Here is a 19309-nt window from a genome sequence, read left to right as displayed (position 1 = left end):
GCGTCGAGCGGCCCGGGTGACGCCGGGGCGGTCAGTCGCGGTCCGGGGCCGTGGCGCGGGAGAGCTCGCCGCGTGAGCGGGCGCCGAGCTTGCGCATGGCGCGGGCGACGTGCTGCTCGACGGTGCGGGGGGAGAGGTGCAGGGTCGCGGCGATCTCGCGGTTGGTGAGGCCGGTGGCGGCGAGCCGGGCGACCTCGTGCTCCCGGGGTGAGAGCCGGTCGCCGTAGGCCCGGCGTCCCGGGGTGTGGGGCGTGGCGCCCTGGTGCTCGCGCAGCAGGGTGCGCACGCGGGCGAGGTCCCACGTGGCGCGGAGCCGCTCGAAGCCGTCCTGGGCCCCGTGCAGGTCGGCCAGGGCGCGGGCCCGCCCGGAGCCGTCCGCCGCCCCCGTCGCCTCGCCTGGGCGGCGCTCGGAGGAGGCTCGCGCGGCGAGCGCGACACGGCCGGCGGCCTCGGCGGTCAGGGCGGCCTCGTAGGGGTGGGGTAGCCGCTCGAACTGCTCGGCGGCCCCGCGGTAGTGCCCGACCGCCTCGCCAGGCTCGCCCTCGGCCTCGGCGAGGACGCCCCGGCTCCACGTCACGGACGCCTGGGCCCAGGGTGCGCTGAGGCCCTCCAGCCCCTCCGCCATCTGGGCGACCATCTGCCGGGCCACGTCCGGCCGGCCGGAGCGGGCGGTGGCCTCCACCGCCCAGGGCGCGGGTGCCGCCGCCCAGGCCCACACGCCCTTGGTGCGCAGGTGACCCCAAACCTCGGCGGCCTCCCTGGCCGCTTCGGGGACGTCGTCGCGGGCCAGGGCCAGACGGATGCGGGCGGCGCCCGCCATGGCGAGCAGGAGGGAGGACAGCTCGTTCGCGCCGTGGGCGGCCATGTTGTCCAGCCAGGTGTCGAGGCGGCTCCACTCACCCCTGGCCAGGGCGATCATGGCGGCGACGAGTTCCACCTCGCCGGGCTGCATCGGCATCCTTCCGGCGTCCTGCACCACCGCGCGGACGCGTTCGGGGAGCCCTTCCCAGGCTCCGCCGAGCCAGTCGGCGTGGACGGTGTTGGCCCTGGCGAGCTGGTCGACGTAGGGCGTCGCGCTCTTCACCGCGAGCTGGAGGGCCTCGTTCATCAGCCCGGGCACCTTGGCGTGCTCGCCGAGCCAGAGCGCGCCGTGGGCGGCGTTGCACAGGGCGCGGGCGCAGTGGTGCAGGACCTTGGGGTCGCCGCTGTCCCGGGGGAGCCGCTCCAGCTCGCGCCAGGCTTCGGCGTCCCCGACGGCCATGAGGAGACCGATCCGGTTGGCGGCCACGGCGGTCCGCGTCGCCAGGCCGCCGTCGCGGATGGCCGCGGCCTCCGCGCGGGCCATCCAGCCGTGGCTCTCGGCGATCGGGACGTCGGCGATCATGGGCGCGCCGAGCGCGGCCATGGCACGCACCGCGAGTGCGGGGGCGTCGTCCAGCTCCTCGGCGGCCGTGGCCAGCTGCTCCCGCGCCTCGCCGGTGCGGTCGAGCTGGTTGAGGAGGAGCAGGCCGAGTTCGAGCCGGATCTCCCCGCGGGCCGCCGTGGGCATGGCCAGGTCCTCGACCACGTGGCGCAGGAGCCGGGCGGTCTCGTGGGTGCTGAGGGCGCGGTCGGCGCTGCGGCCGAGGAGGAGGGCGAGCCTGCCGCGGTCGGGCTCCGGCAGCGCGGGCTGAGCCAGCGCCTCCTGGAGGAGGTCCAGGGCCCACTGGTGGGCTCCGGCCTCCGCGGCCTCCTCGGCTGCCCGGGTGACGCTGTCCACCCAGGCGGACATCTGTCCGCTGGCGAGCTGGTGCCGGGCCAGCTGGGCCAGCGGCACCGGCTGCCGGCGCGGCAGCACCTCGGCCGCCCGCCGGTGCAGCAGCTGCCGCAGCGGGCCGGGCACGGAGGCGCTGACGGCGTCGGCGGCGAGGGGGACGCGGAAGCCGTAGCGGTCGGCGTCGAGCTGCCGGACGAAGCGGACCCGCAGCAGCGTGGTCAGGGCGTCGCGGACGGTGGCCTCGGACAGGACGGCGATCGTGGCCAGCTCCTCGACGCCGGCGCCCTCCTCCAGAACGGCCGCGGCGGCCAGCACCAGGCGCTCGGCCTCGCCCAGCTCCGCGGCGCGGCCGAGGACCAGCTCGGTGAGCCGGGCGGGCGGCCCGGCCTGCTCCACGTCCCGGCCGCCGGGGCCGTCGGGTCCGGCCTCGGCGCCCGCCTCGGCGAGCAGGTCGAGGACGACCTGCGGGACGCCTCCCGACCGCCGGTGCAGCTGCTCGGCCAGCGCCTCGGAGCACGGGCGGCCCAGGGCCTGCCGGGCCAGTTCGGCGACCTCGTCCTCGTCCAGCGGTTCCAGCCGGACGCGGGTGATGACCATGTCGGCCGGGTAGTCCACCCGCTCGCCCAGGACCACGCCCGGGACCGCCAGCTCCTCGGGGCGGAAGGTCAGCACCGTGCACAGCGGCCCCGGCGGGTGCGTGAGGAGGCGGCGCAGCGCCTCCTGGGCCAGCGGGTCCGCCCGGTGGACGTCCTCGGCGACGAGCAGCAGCGACTCACCGGTCTGGCGGCGCGTCAGCGCGGACAGCTCAGCGAAGCCGAACGAGCCGAGGGGGTACACCCGGCCGGGTGGGTCCCCGGCGGTGCGCGGCTCTCCGGCGGCGGGCGTCTCCCTGGTGGCGGGCGGGGCACCGACAGGGGGAGCCGCACCGACAGGGGCCGGCGGGGGCTGTTCGGCGGAGGCACCCGGCGCGCCCTGGCCGACCGGCTGGACCACGGTCTCGAACGAGGAGAAGCGGATCTGCCGCACGCCCCGGGCGGAGCGCCCCGGACCGGCCAGCCGGCGCACGAGGCTGCTCTTTCCGCTCCCGGCCTCGCCTTCGACGAGGACGAGCGCCGGACGTCCGGCCGCGGCGGCGGCGAGCGTGGCACGCGCCCGCTCTTCCCACCTGCCAAAACCCACCGGTTCGTCCTGCCCTCGTCGGTTCGGACCGTATGACTCCGCCCGCGCGCCCGTGCCCGTCACGCCCAGTGCGCACCCCGGCCCCGTACGGCCGCGTGGCCCGACGCCCGGCGGGACGGCGAACCCGGAGCCCCGGCTTCCTCAGGCTCAGCATAAGGAAACCCGTCCGGCCCGCACGGCGGCCCCGTGGAGGGGGCGGGCGGGGGCTGTGGGCCCGCGGGTAGGTTTCGCCTGGTGAACGTGAACGACCGCCCCCCGATGCCCGACCTCTTCACCTGGGAGTTCGCCGCCGACCCGTACCCGGCCTACGCCTGGCTGCGGGAGCACGCGCCCGTGCACCGCGCGGAGCTGCCCAGCGGGGTCTCGGCGTGGCTGGTCACCCGGTACGACGACGCCCGCCAGGCCCTCGCCGACCAGCGGCTCAGCAAGAACCCGGGTGCGCACAGCGAGCGGGCGCACGGCCGGGGGAAGGTCGGCATCCCCGGTGAGCGCAGCGCCAACCTGATGACGCACCTTCTCAACATCGACCCGCCGGACCACACCCGGCTGCGCCGTCTCGTGTCGCGCGCCTTCACCCCGCGGCGCGTGGCCGCGTTCGCCCCGCGCGTGCAGGAGCTGACGGACGGCCTCATCGACGGCTTCGCGGCCCGCGGCAGCGCCGACCTCATCCACGAGTTCGCCTTCCCGTTGCCGATCTACGCCATCTGCGACCTGCTCGGCGTCCCGGCAGAGGACCAGGACGACTTCCGGGACTGGGCGGGCATGATGCTCCGCCACGGCGGGGGACCGCGCGGCGGCGTGGGGCGCGCGGTGAAGAAGATGCGCGGCTATCTGGCCGAGCTGATCCACCGCAAGCGCGACGACCTCGGGGACGACCTCATCTCCGGGCTCATCCGCGCGAGCGACCACGGCGAGCACCTCACCGAGAACGAAGCCGCCGCGATGGCCTTCATCCTCCTGTTCGCGGGCTTCGAGACGACGGTCAACCTCATCGGCAACGGCACGTACGCACTCCTGCGCCACCCGGAGCAGCGCCGTAGGCTCCAGGGCGCGCTGGCCGAAGGGGACACGGCGTTGTTGGAGACCGGCGTCGAGGAACTGCTGCGCTACGACGGCCCGGTGGAGCTGGCGACCTGGCGGTTCGCGACCGAGCCGCTGACGCTGGGCGGGCAGCGCGTCGAGACGGGTGACCCCGTGCTGGTGGTGCTCGCGGCGGCCGACCGGGACCCGGCGAGGTTCCCGCACCCGGACGTGCTCGACCTCGCCCGCCGCGACAACCAGCATCTGGGGTACGGGCACGGCATCCACTACTGTCTGGGCGCTCCGCTGGCCCGGCTGGAGGGGCAGACGGCACTGGCCACGCTGCTGAGTCGGCTCCCCGACCTGCGACTTGCCGCCGAACCGGAGGAACTGCGGTGGCGCGGCGGGCTCATCATGCGCGGTCTGCGCAGCCTGCCCGTCGAGTTCACGCCTGACGGGAAGTCAGTCGGCGACAGCCCGTGACCATCGCGTGATCCTTGCGACACTGGGTTGTGATGGACGGGTGTTCGACGTTAGGTTTCCGCCGTCAGCGGACCCCGTCGCGGGACCGCTCGTCGTCTCAGGAGAGGTCACCGCATGCGTTCCGGGAGCGGGCGGCATCGTCGCCCTCGTCAGGCCCCTGCCGTCGTCGTCGCCGCGGGGGTGACCGGCGCGGGGATGGCCCTGCCGCTCTTCGCGGCCTCCGGCGCCCAGGCCGCCGACGGGGCCGTGTGGGACCGCGTCGCCGAGTGCGAGAGCGGCGGCGCGTGGAGCGCGAACGAGGGCAGCGGCTACTACGGCGGCTTCCAACTCACCCAGCGAACCTGGGAGCAGTACGGCGGCACCGTGCACGCCGACCGCCCGGACCTCGCCAGCCGCGGGCAGCAGATCGCCGTCGCCGAGGCCATCCTCGCGGCGGAGGGCCCGGACGCCTGGCCCTCGTGCGCCGTGACGAGCGGCCTGGCGGCCGCGGTCAACGGCGTGACGGAGACGCCCGCACCCCAGCCGCCCCCGGCCCCCGGCGGGCCGGATGGCAGGGGTGACGCCGAGCACCCGGCCGAGGGCACGCCGAAGCCGGGCGCGCCGGGGACGGACGCGCCCGACGCCACCGGGACGCCGGCCCCCGACGCGGGCACGGACGCGGCCCCGGGGGCGCGGAATCCGGGCCCCGGCGAGCGGTCCGACGCCGAGTCCGACGGGCCCTCCGACGGGGCGACCGGGCAGCCGGGTCAGACGCCGGGTCAGACGCCGACCGAGACGCCGACCGGGGTGCCGGGCGATGCGCCGGGCGACTCCTCCGCCCCCGACGTGGACTCCTCCACCCCGGGCGGCCCGTCCGCCCCCGACGTGGACTCCTCCGCCCCCGACGAGGACTCCGACGGCGGCACGGAGGGCACCGGGCGTCACCGCGGCGACCGTGACCCGAGGGAGTCCGGCCGGGAGGCGGCGGACCGCTCCGAGCGCGGTTCCGGGCGGCACGCGGCTCCGGCGGAGCCGGCCGTCGAGTACCTCGTCGCCGCGGGGGACTCGCTGTCCGGGATCGCCGCGGAGCAGGGTGTGGACGGCGGCTGGCCCGCGTTGTACGCGGCCAACGCGTCCGTCGTCGGCGCCGATCCGGACCTGATCCTGCCCGGACAGGAGCTTCAACTTCCCTCCATCCAGGACTAGTTGGCGGGTCCGGGCACCGCGTGGCTCACCCGTTCGGGTGCAATGTGACGATCGTCACATTCTCGCGTGGGCGTGTCCGGGTTGCGGGCCCCGGTGAAACGTGCCGGGACCTGCGGAATTGATATGACGAGGCGTCAAGTCATCCCCTTGTGTCCGTTTCAGGGGTGTTTGATCGGATTATTGCGGTAGGTCTACGTTCGCATCGCCCACTCCCGTGGGGTCGCCGACCGTCACGCCGAATCCTGCCGACGGTCGGCGGGAACATCGTCGCGTCCGCGAACCGCAGGCAGGAGCGGGGGAACCAGGCGAGTGCCGCCCCAGGCGGCTCGGGGTGAAGCCCGGCGCGGAAACGCCGCGCCGGACCGGGCGACTCACGCGTCCGAACCCGACAGCTCACCTCGCAGGCGTACGGTGAGGAAGACCGTCCATGCTGTTCACCGACAAGGACTCCGCCAAGAGTCGTAACCGTCAGCCCGTCGTCGTCCGCCTCGCCGCCTCGCTCGCCGGATTCGCCGGTGCCGCGGTCGGCGGCCCGGTGGTGATGGCGAGCAGCGCGCAAGCCGCCTCCGTCGACACCTGGGAGAAGGTCGCCCAGTGCGAGTCGAGCGGGAACTGGCGCACCAACACGGGGAACGGGTACTACGGCGGGCTCCAGTTCGCCCAGTCGAGCTGGGAGGCGGCCGGTGGACTCCGGTACGCGCCGCGGGCCGATCTGGCCACCAAGGAGCAGCAGATCGCCGTCGCCGAGCGACTCCTGGAGATGCAGGGCCCGGGGGCCTGGGCCTGCGCCGAGGAGGGCGGCCTCACGGCCGGCGCCCCGCCCGCCGATGTCGCCCCGCAGGCGCCGGGTGGGGGCGCCGCCCCCCAGCGGCAGCCGCGCCCCCAGCCGCAGCAGCAGGGCCAGGGGCAGGCGCCGCAGTCCCAGCAGGCCGCCCCCGCGCAGCAGGACGCCAAGGGGCAGTCGGGGAAGGGCGGCACGTACGTCGTGCGTCCCGGTGACACGCTGGCCGCCATCGCCCACCGCCACGGCATGACGTGGCAGGAGCTCTACGACCGCAACAAGGCCGTCGTCGGGGCCGACCCGGACCTGATCCTCCCCGGTCAGCGCCTGAAGGTGTGACCGGGGCGGGTCACCGCCGGGGGCTGCCCCCCGGCGGTGACCCCGGTCGTCGGGCCCGGCGCGCGTCCCCTGCGCCGGGCCCGACGCGCGCCCCGTGCCGGGCCCGGTGTGTCCTCCGTGTCGGCCCGCCGCGGCCCCCCGCCCCGGGGCCGGCCAGGTTCCCCGCCGCGGGCCCGCCGCGCCGTCGGCGTACCCGTCCGTACAGCGAGACGACGGCATTATCTTCAGTCAGTGAACAAAACCTGGTTCGCCTCTGAGCTGGGAATTCACCGCGGCGCCTCGCCCCGGACGCGGCCCGCGGGCCCACCGCGGGCCACCGGACCGCTAGGCTCCTGCCTCAGGAAGACCGACCCACACGAAGGAGAACCTCGTGCCGTCCATCGACGTCGTCGTAGCCCGCGAGATCCTCGACTCGCGAGGCAACCCCACGGTCGAGGTAGAGGTCGGCCTCGACGACAGCAGCACCGGCCGCGCGGCCGTGCCGTCCGGCGCCTCGACCGGCGCCTTCGAGGCCCTTGAGCTGCGCGACGGCGACAAGGCCCGCTACGGCGGCAAGGGCGTCGAGAAGGCGGTCCTCGCCGTCATCGAGCAGATCGGCCCCGAGCTGGTGGGCTACGACGCCACCGAGCAGCGCCTCATCGACCAGGCCATGCTCGACCTGGACGCCACCGCCGACAAGTCCTCGCTGGGCGCCAACGCCATCCTCGGCGTCTCACTCGCCGTCGCGCACGCCGCCTCCGAGGCCTCCGACCTGCCGCTCTTCCGGTACCTCGGCGGGCCCAACGCGCACCTGCTGCCCGTCCCGATGATGAACATCCTCAACGGCGGCTCTCACGCCGACTCCAACGTGGACATCCAGGAGTTCATGATCGCGCCCATCGGCGCCGAGTCCTTCTCCGAGGCGCTGCGCTGGGGCACCGAGGTCTACCACGCCCTCAAGGCCGTCCTGAAGGAGCGCGGCCTGTCCACCGGCCTCGGCGACGAGGGCGGCTTCGCGCCCAACCTCGGCTCGAACCGCGAGGCCCTCGACCTCATCCTGGAGGCTGTCAAGGCCGCCGGCTACACGCCCGGCCGCGACATCGCGCTCGCCCTGGACGTCGCCGCCTCCGAGTTCTACAAGGACGGCGCCTACCAGTTCGAGGGCCAGTCCCGCAGCGCCGCCGACATGACCGCCTACTACGCCGAGCTGGCCGAGGCGTACCCGCTGGTCTCCATCGAGGACCCGCTGTTCGAGGACGACTGGGAGGGCTGGCAGACCATCACCGCCCAGATCGGTGAGAAGGTCCAGCTTGTCGGCGACGACCTGTTCGTCACCAACCCCGAGCGCCTGCAGCGCGGCATCGACGACAAGGCCGGCAACGCCCTGCTGGTCAAGGTCAACCAGATCGGCTCGCTGACCGAGACCCTCGACGCCGTCGAGCTGGCCCAGCGCAACGGCTTCAAGTGCATGATGTCGCACCGCTCCGGCGAGACCGAGGACGTCACCATCGCCGACCTGGCCGTCGCCACCAACTGCGGCCAGATCAAGACCGGTGCCCCGGCCCGCTCCGAGCGCGTCGCCAAGTACAACCAGCTCCTGCGCATCGAGGAGATCCTCGACGACGCCGCGGTCTACGCCGGCCGCAGCGCGTTCCCGCGCTTCAAGGGCTGACGTGTCAAGGGCTGACGTTGTCGGCTGACGCCGGACGCCGCCGCGTCCCGGCCCACGGTCCCGCGTACCGTGGGCCGGGACGTGACCGTTCGGGTGGACGAGCCCGGCGGCGGACCGTGACCGCAGCGCTGGCACGGCGAGCACAGGGAACAGGGAGGTAGAACCTTGGGAGGTGCCCCGGAACGGGACCGGTTCTCCACCGCGACCCGGCTCAGGGCGCTGGGCGAACAGGCCGCCGAGCGCGTCTACCGCGCGCAGAGCCGACGGCTCCGCACAGGGCCGCGCCGCAGCCGCCTCACCGGGCGCGCCGCCCTCCTCGCGCTCGTCCTGTGCTCTCTCGTCGTCGCCCTCGCCTACCCGACGCGCACCTACGTCTCCCAGCGCTCCGACATCGCCGAGGAGCGCCGCAAGCTCAAGAAGACGGAGGAGCGCGTCGCCGAACTGCGCGAGCTCAAGGCCCGCCTCCAGGACCCGGCCTACGTCGAGCAGCTCGCCCGCGAACACCTGCACTACGTCCGCGTCGGCGAGCGCGGCTACATCGTCCGCGACGAGACAGAGGAGCCACGCCGCCGCGGCGAGGAAGCCGCCGCCGACCGCGCCTGGTACACCAACTTCTTCGACGGCCTCGACCGCGCGGACGCGGGCTGAGCCGCCCCGCCTTCCCCTGCTATCCCGACCCGAGAGACCCACCGCCCGCATGGACACTCCGCCGCCCCCGACCGACCCCACGCCGCCCACCGACGCGGACGTCGCCGCCTTCAAGGCGCAGCTCGGCCGACCGCCGCGCGGTCTGCGGGCCATCGCCCACCGCTGCCCGTGCGGACAGCCCGACGTCGTCGAGACGGCCCCACGGCTGGAGGACGGCACTCCGTTCCCCACGACGTACTACCTGACCTGCCCGCGGGCCGCCTCCGCCATCGGCACCCTGGAGGCGGAGGGCGTCATGAAGGAGATGACGGAACGGCTCGCCACCGACCCCGAGCTGGCCGCCGCGTACCGTGCGGCGCACGAGGACTACATCGCCCGGCGCGACGCCATCGAGGTCCTCGCGGGCTTCCCCAGCGCGGGCGGCATGCCCGACCGCGTCAAGTGCCTGCACGTCCTCGTCGCCCACTCGCTCGTCGCCGGACCCGGCGTCAACCCCCTGGGCGACGAGGCCATCGCGCTGCTCCCCGAGTGGTGGCGCAAGGGCCCCTGCGTCACCACCGACGAGACCGGAACCCGGGCCGCCGACGCCGAGGAGACCGACCGATGACCCGCGTGGCCGCCGTGGACTGCGGCACCAACTCCATCCGCCTGCTCGTCGCCGACCTCGATCCGGCCACCGGCGCCTTCAAGGAACTGGACCGCCGCATGCGGATCGTCCGGCTCGGCCAGGGCGTGGACCGCACCGGGCGCCTTGCCCCCGAGGCCTTGGAACGCACCTTCGCCGCCTGCCGTGAGTACGCCGACGTCATCCGCTCCCTCGACGCCTCCCGGGTCCGCTTCGTCGCCACCTCCGCCTCCCGCGACGCGGAGAACCGGGACGAGTTCGTGCGCGGTGTGGTGGACATCCTCGGCGTCGAGCCCGAGGTCGTCACCGGTGACCAGGAGGCCGCCTTCTCCTTCACCGGCGCGACGAGGGAGCTCACCGCCTCCGGCCTCGACACCCCGTACCTCGTCACCGACATCGGCGGCGGCTCCACCGAACTCGTCATCGGCACCGGCGAGGTGAGCGCCGCCCGCAGCGTGGACATCGGCTGCGTCCGCATGACCGAGCGCCACCTCGTCCGGGACGGCGTCGTCACCGACCCGCCCACGGCCGAGCAGATCGCCGCCATAAGGGCCGACGTCGACACCGCCCTCACCCTCGCCGAGGAAAGCGTCCCCCTCGCCTCGGCCCGCACCCTGGTGGGCCTCGCCGGCTCCGTCACCACGGTCGCCGGCATCGTCCTCGGCCTCCCCGAGTACGACCCGGCCGCCATCCACCACGCCCGGGTCTCGCTCGACCAGGTCCGCGAGGTCACCGACCGCCTCGTCCACTCCACCCACGCCGAGCGCGAGGCGATCCCCGTCATGCACCCCGGCCGCGTCGACGTCATCACCGCCGGTGCCGTCATCCTCCAGGCCGTCATGGAGCGCTCCGGCGCCACCGAGGTCGTCGTCTCGGAACACGACATCCTCGACGGCATCTGCTGGTCCCTGGTGCCCGACGACACCGTCTGAGCCGCGAAGACACGACGGCGCCCCCGGCGCGGGACCAGTTCCGCGCCGGGGGCGCTAGAGGTTCCGGAACAGGGCGCCGCCGGTACCTGCCATGACGCCGCCCCTCGTGGCGATCCGGAAGGCATGGCGGCGGGCCGTACCGTGCCGTTATGCGCGACGGCACTCCGGCGTCGCGGGGGTACACCAGCGGCGCCTGCAACGAGTGGGAGCCACCGCCGCCTTCGACGGCGGTGGCTCCGTCACGCTCAGCGTGGAGCGTGACGTGCGCTGGCGGCTGGCCCCTGAGCGCCGGGGCGAGGGGGCCGGCCCGGGCTTCGGCAAGAAAGTTCGTGAAGTTCTTCACAAGGAAAAGTGCCCTGGGGGGCTCGATTCGTTGCTTCTGGGTGGTCTGAAGATCCGTTCCGGAGGTGAGAGGTGGGTTTCGGTTGCGTTTCAGAGGTGACGTCGAGGCGGGCGCGGAACCTGCGGCTCCTGTCGGGTTCACCGAGTGCGGCCGAAACCTCGCAGCTCACAGCCTTGTGGGAGGGCCCGGTGAGCTGGGGCGAGTTCCCGTGCTGGATGTGGTTCCCATCACGGGGCGGCGGAGTGTAGCAGAGGAGTGGGGAAACCTTGTGAAGGGGCTCACGAGCGCCGTCCCATCGGGTGCTGGATACTCGATGGCATGAGCACCACGGAGCGTCCTCGAATCCTCGTCGTAGGTGGTGGGTACGTCGGTCTGTACGCAGCGCGCCGCATACTGAAGAAGATGCGGTACGGCGAGGCGACGGTCACCGTCGTCGACCCGCGCTCCTACATGACGTACCAGCCCTTCCTCCCCGAAGCCGCCGCCGGCTCCATCTCCCCTCGTCACGTCGTCGTCCCGCTGCGTCGTGTCCTGCCCAAGGCCGAGGTCCTCACCGGCCGCGTGAGCAGCATCGACCAGGACCGCAAGGTCGCCACCGTGACCCCGCTGGTCGGCGAGGCGTACGAGCTTCCCTTCGACTACCTCGTCGTCGCGCTCGGCGCCGTCTCCCGCACCTTCCCGATCCCCGGCCTGGCCGAGCAGGGCATCGGCATGAAGGGTGTCGAGGAGGCCATCGGCCTGCGCAACCACGTTCTGGAGCAGCTCGACAAGGCCGACTCCACGACGGACGAGGACGTCCGCCGCAAGGCGCTGACCTTCGTCTTCGTCGGTGGTGGCTTCGCCGGTGCCGAGACGGTCGGCGAGGTCGAGGACCTGGCGCGGGACGCCGCCAAGTACTACCCCAGCATCAAGCGCGAGGACATGCGGTTCGTCCTCGTCGACGTGGCCGACAAGATCCTCCCCGAGGTCGGCCCGGAGCTGGGCAAGTGGGGCCAGGAGCACCTCCAGAAGCGCGGCGTCGAGGTGTACCTGAAGACGTCCATGGAGTCCTGCGTGGACGGCCTGGTCAAGCTCAGCAACGGTCTGGAGGCCGAGTCCAACACGATCGTGTGGACCGCGGGCGTCAAGCCGAACCCGGTGCTGTCCCGCTACGGCCTGCCGCTCGGCCCGCGCGGTCACGTGGACACGCAGCCGACGCTCCAGGTGGCCGGGAGCGACTACATCTGGGCCGCGGGCGACAACGCGCAGATCCCCGACCTCGCCGCGCGCGAGGCGGGCAACGAGAACGCCTGGTGCCCGCCGAACGCCCAGCACGCGCTGCGCCAGGCCAAGGTGCTCGGTGACAACGTCATCTCGGGCATGCGCGGCTTCCCGCAGGCCGACTACAAGCACGCCAACAAGGGTGCGGTGGCCGGCCTCGGCCTGCACAAGGGCGTCGCGATGATCGTCATGGGCAAGGCCAAGATCAAGCTGCGCGGCCGCCTGGCCTGGTACATGCACCGCACGTACCACGGTCTGGCCGTTCCGACCTGGAACCGCAAGATCCGCGTCTTCGCCGACTGGACGCTCGGCATGTTCCTCAAGCGCGAGGTCGTCTCCCTCGGGGCGATGGAGAACCCGCGCGAGGAGTTCTACGAGGCCGCGCGCCCGGTGCCGACCGAGACCTCGGCCGAGAAGCGCTCCAAGGCCGGCGCCAAGTAGCCGGTACGCCGAAGCCGGTACGCCGAAAGGGGCCGCCCTCCATCCGTGGGGAGGGCGGCCCCTTCGCGTGCCCGCGCGGACGGCTCACCGCTTCGTGATGCGCTCGAACACGGTGGGGTCGTAGTCGGTGACGACGGGGGCGGGGGTGCCCTTCGCCCAGGTGAAGGTGATGCCGGGGTTGTGGACGTCCGAGCCGTCGGGGAGGAAGAAGTGCGGGCTGCCCTGCACCGAGGGGCCCTTGGCCTCCTCCCACTGGCCGAACAGCTCGGCCCGGTGCGTGCCGCGCCGCAGCGCGTGGTCGAGGCGCTCGGCGTCGACGAGCGGGCAGGCCGTCGCGACGTCGATCACCTCCGGGTGCACGCTGACGCAGCGGGACTCGGCGTAGAAGGCGTGCCGCAGCGCCGCGTCGAGCTGGTCGCCGGCGGCGAGGCCGTCGAGGTGCTGGGCCGCCTGGACGGCTTCCATGGCCAGCAGCGTGGTCACGGCGTACTCGGACTCGGGCCGCTGCCAGGGCCGCCAGCCGAGCTCCGGCTCCACCTCGGCGACGACGGCGATCTCGGGGTCGAGGATGCGCTTGGGTGTGGGCCGGGAGTTGAACAGCTCCAGGGGGAACGCCCGGTGCTCGACGGCGAGTTCGACGTTCTGGGCGCGGGCGGCCCGGCGGAGGTTGTGCAGGGCGAGCGAGGCCCAGGGGCAGCCGATGTCGGAGTAGACGACGACGCGGCGTGCGGTGTCGGCGGGCATGGGTGCTCCAGGGGTTCGGTTGCGGTCGTCACGCCGCACGGCTTCGGGGCTTCCCGGGTACGCCGTGGGCCCGCGGGGCCCCGGGCGCGTCGGCGCCCGGGGCCGGGGTGCGGCGCTGCGCTGGCCAGCCCCGCACTCAGCGCAGACCTCCCAAGCGCGCCGGGTGGGGCTCCGCCGGGAGGGGCGAGAGGGGGGTGTCGGGGGAGGGGGCGGGGGCGGAGTCCGAGAGCACGGAGGGTTCCGCGTCGAGCCAGACGCCCGTCGGAGTGCCGAAACGCGGCTTCTCCTGCCGGCCGTCGAAGATGACCTCACCGCGCCGCACGGTCAGTTCGGTGCGCCCGGTGAACGTCCAGCCCTCGTACGCGGACCAGCCCACCTTCGCCTCCGCGTGCTCGGCGGACATGATCCACGTCGCGTCCGGGTCGAAGAGGGTGAGGTCCGCGTCGAGGCCGATGGCGATGCGGCCCTTGCGGGCGGTGAGGCCGAACAGCTCGGCGGGCCGCTCGGCGCACAGCCGGGCGATGCGCGTCATGACCTCGTCCTGCTCCAGGTCCGGGTAGCGGCGGCGCATGCCGGTGTGGACGGCGATCAGCATCTCCTGGGTGCCGGGCAGTCCGGGCGGGGCGTCGGCCACGGCCAGGACCTTCTCCTCCTTGGTGTGCGGCGCGTGGTCGCTGCCGATGGTGGCCACGCCGCCGTCCATCACGGCCTCCCACAGGCGCCCCTGGTCCTTGAGGCAGCGGATGGCCGGGCGCAGCCGGATACGGGCGCCGAGCCGCTGGGTGTCGGGCGCGGAGAAGGACAGGTGGTGCGGGGTGACCTCGTAGGTGATCGGCAGGCCGACCCGGCCCGCCGCCTTGAGCAGGTCCGACTCTTCGGAGGACGAGACGTGCAGGATGTGCGTCGCCGTGCCGTACTTGCGGACGAGCTCGATGACCCGGGAGACCGCGACGATACCGCCGCTGCGCGGGTGCGCCGACTCGTAGGCGTCGTACCCGGCCGGCGGGTCCTGGTACTCGTCCAGCAGGGCGAAGACGCTGTCGTCCTCGGCGTGCAGCACGAGCCGGATGCCGCGTTCGGCGGCGACGGCGAAGATGCGGTCGAGGACGACCGGGTCGCGGATGATGTGGGGGGCGGTGTGGTGGCCGGTCATGAAGACCTTCACCGTCGTGGCCTGCCGGGGCCGGAGCCGGTGCAGGCTCTCGACGCTGTCCGCGGTGACGCCCATGTGGAAGCGGTAGTCGACCAGCGAGTTCCCCGCGACGAGCGCCGCCTTCTCCGCCGCCAGCTCGGGTTCGACGAGCGGGGGCTCGGTGTTGGGCATGTCGATGACGGTGGTCACCCCGCCGGCGGCCGCCGCCCGGCTGCCGTGTGGCCAGTCCTCCTTGTGGGTGAGGCCCGGGGTGCGGAAGTGGACGTGCGAGTCGATGAGTCCGGGCAGGAGGTAGCGTCCGGCGGCGTCGATGACGCGGTCCGCGGGCGGGGCGGCGCCGTCGGCGAAGATGGCGGCGACCCGCTCTCCGGATACCGCCACGCCGCCGTCGTGCACCCCGTCGGGCGTGACCACCCGCGCGCCGGTGATGACGAGATCGTGGTTGGTGCTCACCTGAGACTCCTGTCGTGGACGGCGCCCCGGGCGGGCGCCGCGTGCTGACTGGGTGTGTGCCGTGCGCCGTCCCTCCGGCGGGTCGGGCCGGACGGGCGGCTCGGTCGAGTCCTGCGGTTCGGGCGAGTCCTGTCGGTGGGTCGGGTGGCCGGGGCCGGTCGGTCCGGTCGGGCCGGTCGGGCCGGTCGGGTCGGCCGGGTCGGGGGCGCTCCCCGGGAGGGAGCCGGGAGGGTCCTGCCGTTCAGTGGGTCCACGGTGTGCTCACCAGCTCCCGGCACAGGTCGTTGGTCGGGCCCATGAGGCCCACCGCGCGGGCGTCCCGGGCCAGTTGGTTCAGCGGGTGCTCGCGGAGGTAGCCGGCGCCGCCCAGCAGGCGCTGCGCCTCCGCGGTGACCTCCTCGCAGCACTGCGAGGCGAGGAGCTTGCTGTGCAGCGTGGTGACCCCCGGGTCGGCCGTGTCGCGGCGGCCGGAGCTGTCCACCAGGGCGCGGGCGGCGGCCACCTTGGCCGACAGGTCCACCAGCCGGTGACGGAGGGCCTGTTGGCCCTTGAGTCCGCGCCGTACGGCGTGCGCGAGGGCGAGCCGGTAGGCCGCCTCGGCGATGCCGACGGCGACGGCCCCGAGGGTGGCGCCGGACTCCCGGACCCCGGCGATGACGCGTACCGCGTCTCCGGCGGGGCCGAGCACCGCCGAGTCGGGGACGCGGCAGGACGTCAGCTCGACGAAGCCCGTGGCCGAGGCGCGCATGCCGACGAGGTCCATGCCGGTGTCGGCGGTGAGTCCGGGGTTGTCCGCCTCGACGAGGTAGAACGTCTGCCCGTCGCCGCCGTAGCCGGATCCGTCGCGCTCGGACCCGGCGGGCTCGGCGGACGGGGCGGCTTCGGCGGACGGCGCGGACTGGGCCAGCACCAGGTAGAGCTGGGCGATCCCGGCGCCGGTGGTGAAGGTCTTGGCCCCGTCCAGGACCCAGCCGCCGTCGGCGCGGACGGCCCGGGTGGCCAGGTGCCGCTTGTCCGCGCCAGCCCCGGACTCGCTCCAGGCGGAGGCGGCGAGCCAGGAGCCGTCGGCCAGCCGGGGCAGCCAGCGGGCCCGCTGCTCGGGGGTGCCCCACTCGGCGATGCGGGCGCTGACGGCGTAGTGCTGGAACAGGATGATGGCCACCGAGGGGTCGGCGGTGGCCACGAGTTCGACGAGCCGGTTGGTCAGCACGGCGTCCCCGCCCGCGCCGCCGTGGGCGGCGGGAACGGCGGCTCCGAGCAGGCCGGAGCCACGCAGGGCGGTGAGGGTGCCCTCGGGCGGCGCGCCCGCCGCGTCGGCCGCGGGCGCGAGGTGCCGCAGGGTGGCCAGGAACTCCGCGTACCGGGCGGCCAGCTGCTCCCGGACGGGCGCCACGGCGGACGCTGCGGCCGAGGCGCCCGGGCGGGTCAGACCGTCAGCGGCTGCCATGCCGGCTCCTCCTTGTAGTCGTAGTTCTTCAGGGAAGCGATGCAGGCGGGCTCGTCGAGCTGGGCGAGCTTGCGGCTGACGCTGACCCAGTGCAGCAGGTCGACGCCGTCCCCGCGCCCGGCGACGGAGGCGGTGGCGGCCGTGGAGCCGCCCGGTGTGTCGATCTCGATGACGCCGCGGGGGAGCCCGGCCTGCCGGGCCAGCCGCTCGGGGACGGTGCCGGGGATGCTGGCGGCTCCGGCCAGGCAGGTGGTGCCGGTAAGGGCGATGCTGGGGTGCCACTTGGGCACGGAGATGGCCCGCACGGCCAGCCGTCCCGGGGCGTAGCAGCCGACGGCGGCGATCTTGGGGAAGATGCCGTCGGTGGGCCACTGGAGCAGCTCGGCCGCGGCGGCGCGGATGTCCAGCATCAGGGAGAAGGTCTCCTCGCCCGCCTCGAAGAGTTCCCGGGCGCTGTGCAGGCCGAGGGCGGAGGCGTCGACGAAGACGTACGGGTTGCCGATGGAGACCAGCGAGGCCGCCTGCACACCGGTGGACGTGAGCAGTTGGTCCACCGGGCTGCCGGTCAGCAGGAGGTCGTCCAGGCGGGCGGCGGCGTCCTGGAGGAAGTGCACCGTGAAGCTGCCGCTGCGCCGCCGCGCCTCGTCCACCTCGCACACCACCTGGTCACCGGTGTTGACGACGCGCACCCGCACCCGGCCGCCGGGCGCGAGCCGGGGCAGCCACGCCTGGCCGTCTGCCGCGACGACGGCGGCGAGGATGGAGTGCCCGCAGTTGCCGTGGAAGTCGAACCGGTCGACGCCGGTGGGCAGGCCCTGCACGAACCGGTAGTCCAGGTCGAACATGGGGTGTCCGGAGGGTTCGACGAGGGCGAACTTGAGGATGTCGCCGCGCCCGTTCTCCTCCAGCCACTCCCGGATCGTGCTGAGGACCGGGCGCAGCCGTGCGTCGTCCTTGGGCAGTTGCCGCTGGTCCAGCACGAGCGTGGGGGTCGGCGCCCCCATGGCCCGCGCGATGTATCCGATCACACCGCCACCTCCGGCACTCTGTGGTCCAGCACGCGTCGCCGCGCCGTGGCCGGGAAGAACCGCTCCCGCCACAGCTCGTGCACCGTCAGCGCCCAGATCGCCGCGGCCGCCCGGTCGCTCGGTGCCGCGGACTGCGCCCGGAACAGCGCCTCGACCTGCCGCGGGTCGAGCAGCCCGTGGCGGCGCAGCCGTTCGGGGGCGAGCAGCTCGCGGGCGTGCTCCATGAGCGGCTGTCCCGGCCGGAGCATTGCCGTCACGGGCAGCGTGAACGGCTGCTTGGGCCGGGTGAGGACGGACTCGGGCAGCAGGCCCCCGGCCGCCGCGTACAGCACCCGCTTGCGCCGCCCGCCGGAGAGCTTGAGCCGGGACGGCAGGGAGCGGGCGTGGCGGACGACGTCCGGCTGGCAGAACGGCAGGCGGACCTCCACGGAGGAGGACATGCTCAGATGGTCGACGCGGCGCAGGTGGTAGGCGGGCAGCCGCTCGCCGACCTCGAACGCGGTGAGTGCGGCCAGCCGGTCGGGGTGGCTGCTCCCGTCCCGGCGCAGCCGGGCGGTGATGTCCTCGCTCACCGAGCCGTGGTCGGCCATGAAGGCGCGGTAGTCGGAGCTGTAGAGGCGGCCGCGCAGGGGGGCGGGAACGGCGGCCAGCGCCTCCACGTAGCCGGGCACCCAGTCCGTTCCGGCGGGGGCGTGGACGGCGCGGTGGAGCCGGTCGTAGCCGCCGAACAGTTCGTCGGCCGCGTCGCCGGTGAGCGCGACGGGGAACCCGGCGCGGCGCACGGCGGCGAACAGGGCGTGCGTGCTCAGGGTGATGGGGTCGGCGTTGGGCTGGCCGAGGTGGCGGACGACGGTGTCCGACAGCGCGGGGAACGTCGCCGGGTCGATCTCGACCTGGTGGTGCCGGGTCCCGGCCCGGTCGGCGACGGCGCGGGCGAACGCCCGTTCGTCGGCGGGCCAGTCGCCGGTGTAGGCGATGGTGAACGTGTGCAGCGCCGGCACGGCCTCCGCCGCCAGCGCGGTGACCAGGCCGGAGTCCAGCCCGCCGCTGGTGATGGCGGCGACGGGGACGTCCGCCTCGGTGAGCCGGTGTACCTGGGTGCGCAGCAGCTCGCGCACCCGGCCGGCGGCCTCCCGTTCGGTGCCGTGCGGGGGTTCGGTGGCCGGGGCGGGCGGGCGCCGCACGAGGGTCAGCCCGCCCGAGCGGGTGACCCTGACCGTCGCGGCCGGGGGCAGGACGCGGACGCCCTCGAACATGGTCTGCTCGCCGAAGGGCGTCTTGGTGGCCAGGTAGGTGTCGAGCCCGGTGGGCACCGGCGCTGCGGGCACGTCTGGGAAGGTGAGCAGGGCGGGCAGTTCGGAGGCGAAGTGCAGCCGCCGTCGCGCCGGGTCCCAGTGGTGGTACAGCGGTTTCATGCCGACCTCGTCGGTGAACAGCCACAGCGTGGGCTCGGCGCGCAGATCGACCAGCGCGATCGCGTACATGCCGTCGAGGAGTTCGGTGAAGCGCGGTCCGAACTCGGCGAACAGGGCCGGGATGACGGAGCCGTCACAGGCGTCGGTGAAGACGTGGCCCCGCGCGCCGAGCCTCTCCCGCAGCTCCCGGTGGTTGTACAGCTCCCCGTTGAAGACGGCGACGATCTCTCCCGGGGCCGTCGTCAGCGTGTAGGGCTGGGCGCCGCCGTCCGGGTCCATGACGGCCAGGCGGTTGCTGCCGAGCGCCCAGCCGGCCCCGGACCGCAGGGCCTGTCCGTCCGGGCCGCCGTGGCGCTGGGCCTCGGCCACCGCGCGCAGGTCGTCCCGCGTGCAGTGGGCGTCGAAGTGACCGAGAATCCTGCACAT

At 74.1% G+C, this 19309-nt stretch carries 14 protein-coding genes and 1 riboswitch; of the genes, 8 read left to right on the top strand and 6 right to left on the bottom strand.

The features are described 5' to 3' along the window. Positions 1-31: 31 nt before the first annotated feature. Positions 32-2935, bottom strand: a complete 2904-nt coding sequence (locus HPT28_RS01690) for a LuxR family transcriptional regulator (protein WP_219088454.1) — start codon at positions 2933-2935, stop codon at positions 32-34. A 258-nt stretch (positions 2936-3193) separates the two neighbouring features. Here HPT28_RS01690 and HPT28_RS01685 point away from each other — a divergent pair, with 258 nt between their 5' ends. The 8 genes from HPT28_RS01685 to HPT28_RS01650 all read left to right on the top strand — a co-directional run bounded on the left by HPT28_RS01685 (position 3194) and on the right by HPT28_RS01650 (position 12643). Further along, on the top strand, positions 3194-4438 hold the full coding sequence (locus tag HPT28_RS01685) for a cytochrome P450 (protein ID WP_219088533.1): 1245 nt from the start codon (positions 3194-3196) through the stop codon (positions 4436-4438). A gap of 114 nt (positions 4439-4552) precedes the next feature. Further along, positions 4553-5623, top strand: a complete 1071-nt coding sequence (locus tag HPT28_RS01680; protein ID WP_219088452.1) for a transglycosylase family protein — start codon at positions 4553-4555, stop codon at positions 5621-5623. A gap of 255 nt (positions 5624-5878) precedes the next feature. Beyond that, positions 5879-6044, top strand: a riboswitch (cyclic di-AMP (ydaO/yuaA leader). 6 nt (positions 6045-6050) lie between these two features. Then, positions 6051-6743: a transglycosylase family protein gene (locus HPT28_RS01675; protein ID WP_219088450.1), complete on the top strand. Its 693-nt coding sequence runs from the start codon at positions 6051-6053 to the stop codon at positions 6741-6743. 370 nt (positions 6744-7113) lie between these two features. Then, positions 7114-8394 carry a phosphopyruvate hydratase gene (eno, locus tag HPT28_RS01670; protein WP_219088448.1) on the top strand — a complete coding sequence of 427 codons (1281 nt, stop codon included), beginning with the start codon at positions 7114-7116 and terminating at the stop codon, positions 8392-8394. Between the two features lie 165 nt (positions 8395-8559). Further along, positions 8560-9042 carry a septum formation initiator family protein gene (locus tag HPT28_RS01665; protein ID WP_219088446.1) on the top strand — a complete coding sequence of 161 codons (483 nt, stop codon included), beginning with the start codon at positions 8560-8562 and terminating at the stop codon, positions 9040-9042. A 49-nt stretch (positions 9043-9091) separates the two neighbouring features. After that, positions 9092-9649, top strand: a complete 558-nt coding sequence (locus tag HPT28_RS01660) for a DUF501 domain-containing protein (protein ID WP_219088444.1) — start codon at positions 9092-9094, stop codon at positions 9647-9649. Further along, on the top strand, positions 9646-10599 hold the full coding sequence (locus HPT28_RS01655; protein ID WP_219088441.1) for a Ppx/GppA phosphatase family protein: 954 nt from the start codon (positions 9646-9648) through the stop codon (positions 10597-10599). The genes HPT28_RS01660 and HPT28_RS01655 overlap by 4 nt, the downstream gene beginning before the upstream one ends. A gap of 661 nt (positions 10600-11260) precedes the next feature. Continuing rightward, positions 11261-12643: an NAD(P)/FAD-dependent oxidoreductase gene (locus tag HPT28_RS01650; RefSeq protein WP_219088439.1), complete on the top strand. Its 1383-nt coding sequence runs from the start codon at positions 11261-11263 to the stop codon at positions 12641-12643. An 84-nt stretch (positions 12644-12727) separates the two neighbouring features. On the opposite strand, the gene HPT28_RS01645 is transcribed toward HPT28_RS01650, so the two are convergent. The 5 genes from HPT28_RS01645 to asnB form a co-directional block, all read right to left on the bottom strand. Continuing rightward, on the bottom strand, positions 12728-13387 hold the full coding sequence (locus HPT28_RS01645) for a DsbA family protein (RefSeq protein ID WP_219088438.1): 660 nt from the start codon (positions 13385-13387) through the stop codon (positions 12728-12730). Between the two features lie 136 nt (positions 13388-13523). Then, positions 13524-14993 (bottom strand): dihydroorotase family protein, encoded by a 1470-nt coding sequence (locus HPT28_RS01640; protein WP_219088435.1) that lies wholly within the window; start codon positions 14991-14993, stop codon positions 13524-13526. A 241-nt stretch (positions 14994-15234) separates the two neighbouring features. Next, positions 15235-16440, bottom strand: coding sequence for an acyl-CoA dehydrogenase family protein (locus HPT28_RS01635; RefSeq protein WP_219088434.1), 1206 nt, complete (start codon positions 16438-16440; stop codon positions 15235-15237). Then, on the bottom strand, positions 16419-17468 hold the full coding sequence (locus HPT28_RS01630) for a PrpF domain-containing protein (RefSeq protein ID WP_219088432.1): 1050 nt from the start codon (positions 17466-17468) through the stop codon (positions 16419-16421). Before HPT28_RS01630 ends, HPT28_RS01635 begins: the two co-directional genes overlap by 22 nt. Further along, on the bottom strand, positions 17465-19309 hold the full coding sequence (gene asnB / locus HPT28_RS01625) for an asparagine synthase (glutamine-hydrolyzing) (protein ID WP_219088431.1): 1845 nt from the start codon (positions 19307-19309) through the stop codon (positions 17465-17467). The genes HPT28_RS01630 and asnB overlap by 4 nt, the downstream gene beginning before the upstream one ends.

This window comes from Streptomyces sp. JJ38, from assembly GCF_019303475.1.
Taxonomy (GTDB): domain Bacteria; phylum Actinomycetota; class Actinomycetes; order Streptomycetales; family Streptomycetaceae; genus Streptomyces.
This window is presented reverse-complemented; position numbering and strand designations above follow the sequence as displayed.

Coding starts and splice junctions, on each gene's coding strand:
- HPT28_RS01685 (WP_219088533.1), top strand. CDS start 3,194: ATGCCCGACCTCTTCACCTGGGAGTTCGCCGCCGACCCGTACCCGGCC.
- asnB (WP_219088431.1), bottom strand. CDS start 19,309: ATGTGCAGGATTCTCGGTCACTTCGACGCCCACTGCACGCGGGACGAC.
- HPT28_RS01660 (WP_219088444.1), top strand. CDS start 9,092: ATGGACACTCCGCCGCCCCCGACCGACCCCACGCCGCCCACCGACGCG.
- HPT28_RS01655 (WP_219088441.1), top strand. CDS start 9,646: ATGACCCGCGTGGCCGCCGTGGACTGCGGCACCAACTCCATCCGCCTG.
- HPT28_RS01635 (WP_219088434.1), bottom strand. CDS start 16,440: ATGGCAGCCGCTGACGGTCTGACCCGCCCGGGCGCCTCGGCCGCAGCG.
- HPT28_RS01645 (WP_219088438.1), bottom strand. CDS start 13,387: ATGCCCGCCGACACCGCACGCCGCGTCGTCGTCTACTCCGACATCGGC.
- HPT28_RS01675 (WP_219088450.1), top strand. CDS start 6,051: ATGCTGTTCACCGACAAGGACTCCGCCAAGAGTCGTAACCGTCAGCCC.
- HPT28_RS01650 (WP_219088439.1), top strand. CDS start 11,261: ATGAGCACCACGGAGCGTCCTCGAATCCTCGTCGTAGGTGGTGGGTAC.
- HPT28_RS01680 (WP_219088452.1), top strand. CDS start 4,553: ATGCGTTCCGGGAGCGGGCGGCATCGTCGCCCTCGTCAGGCCCCTGCC.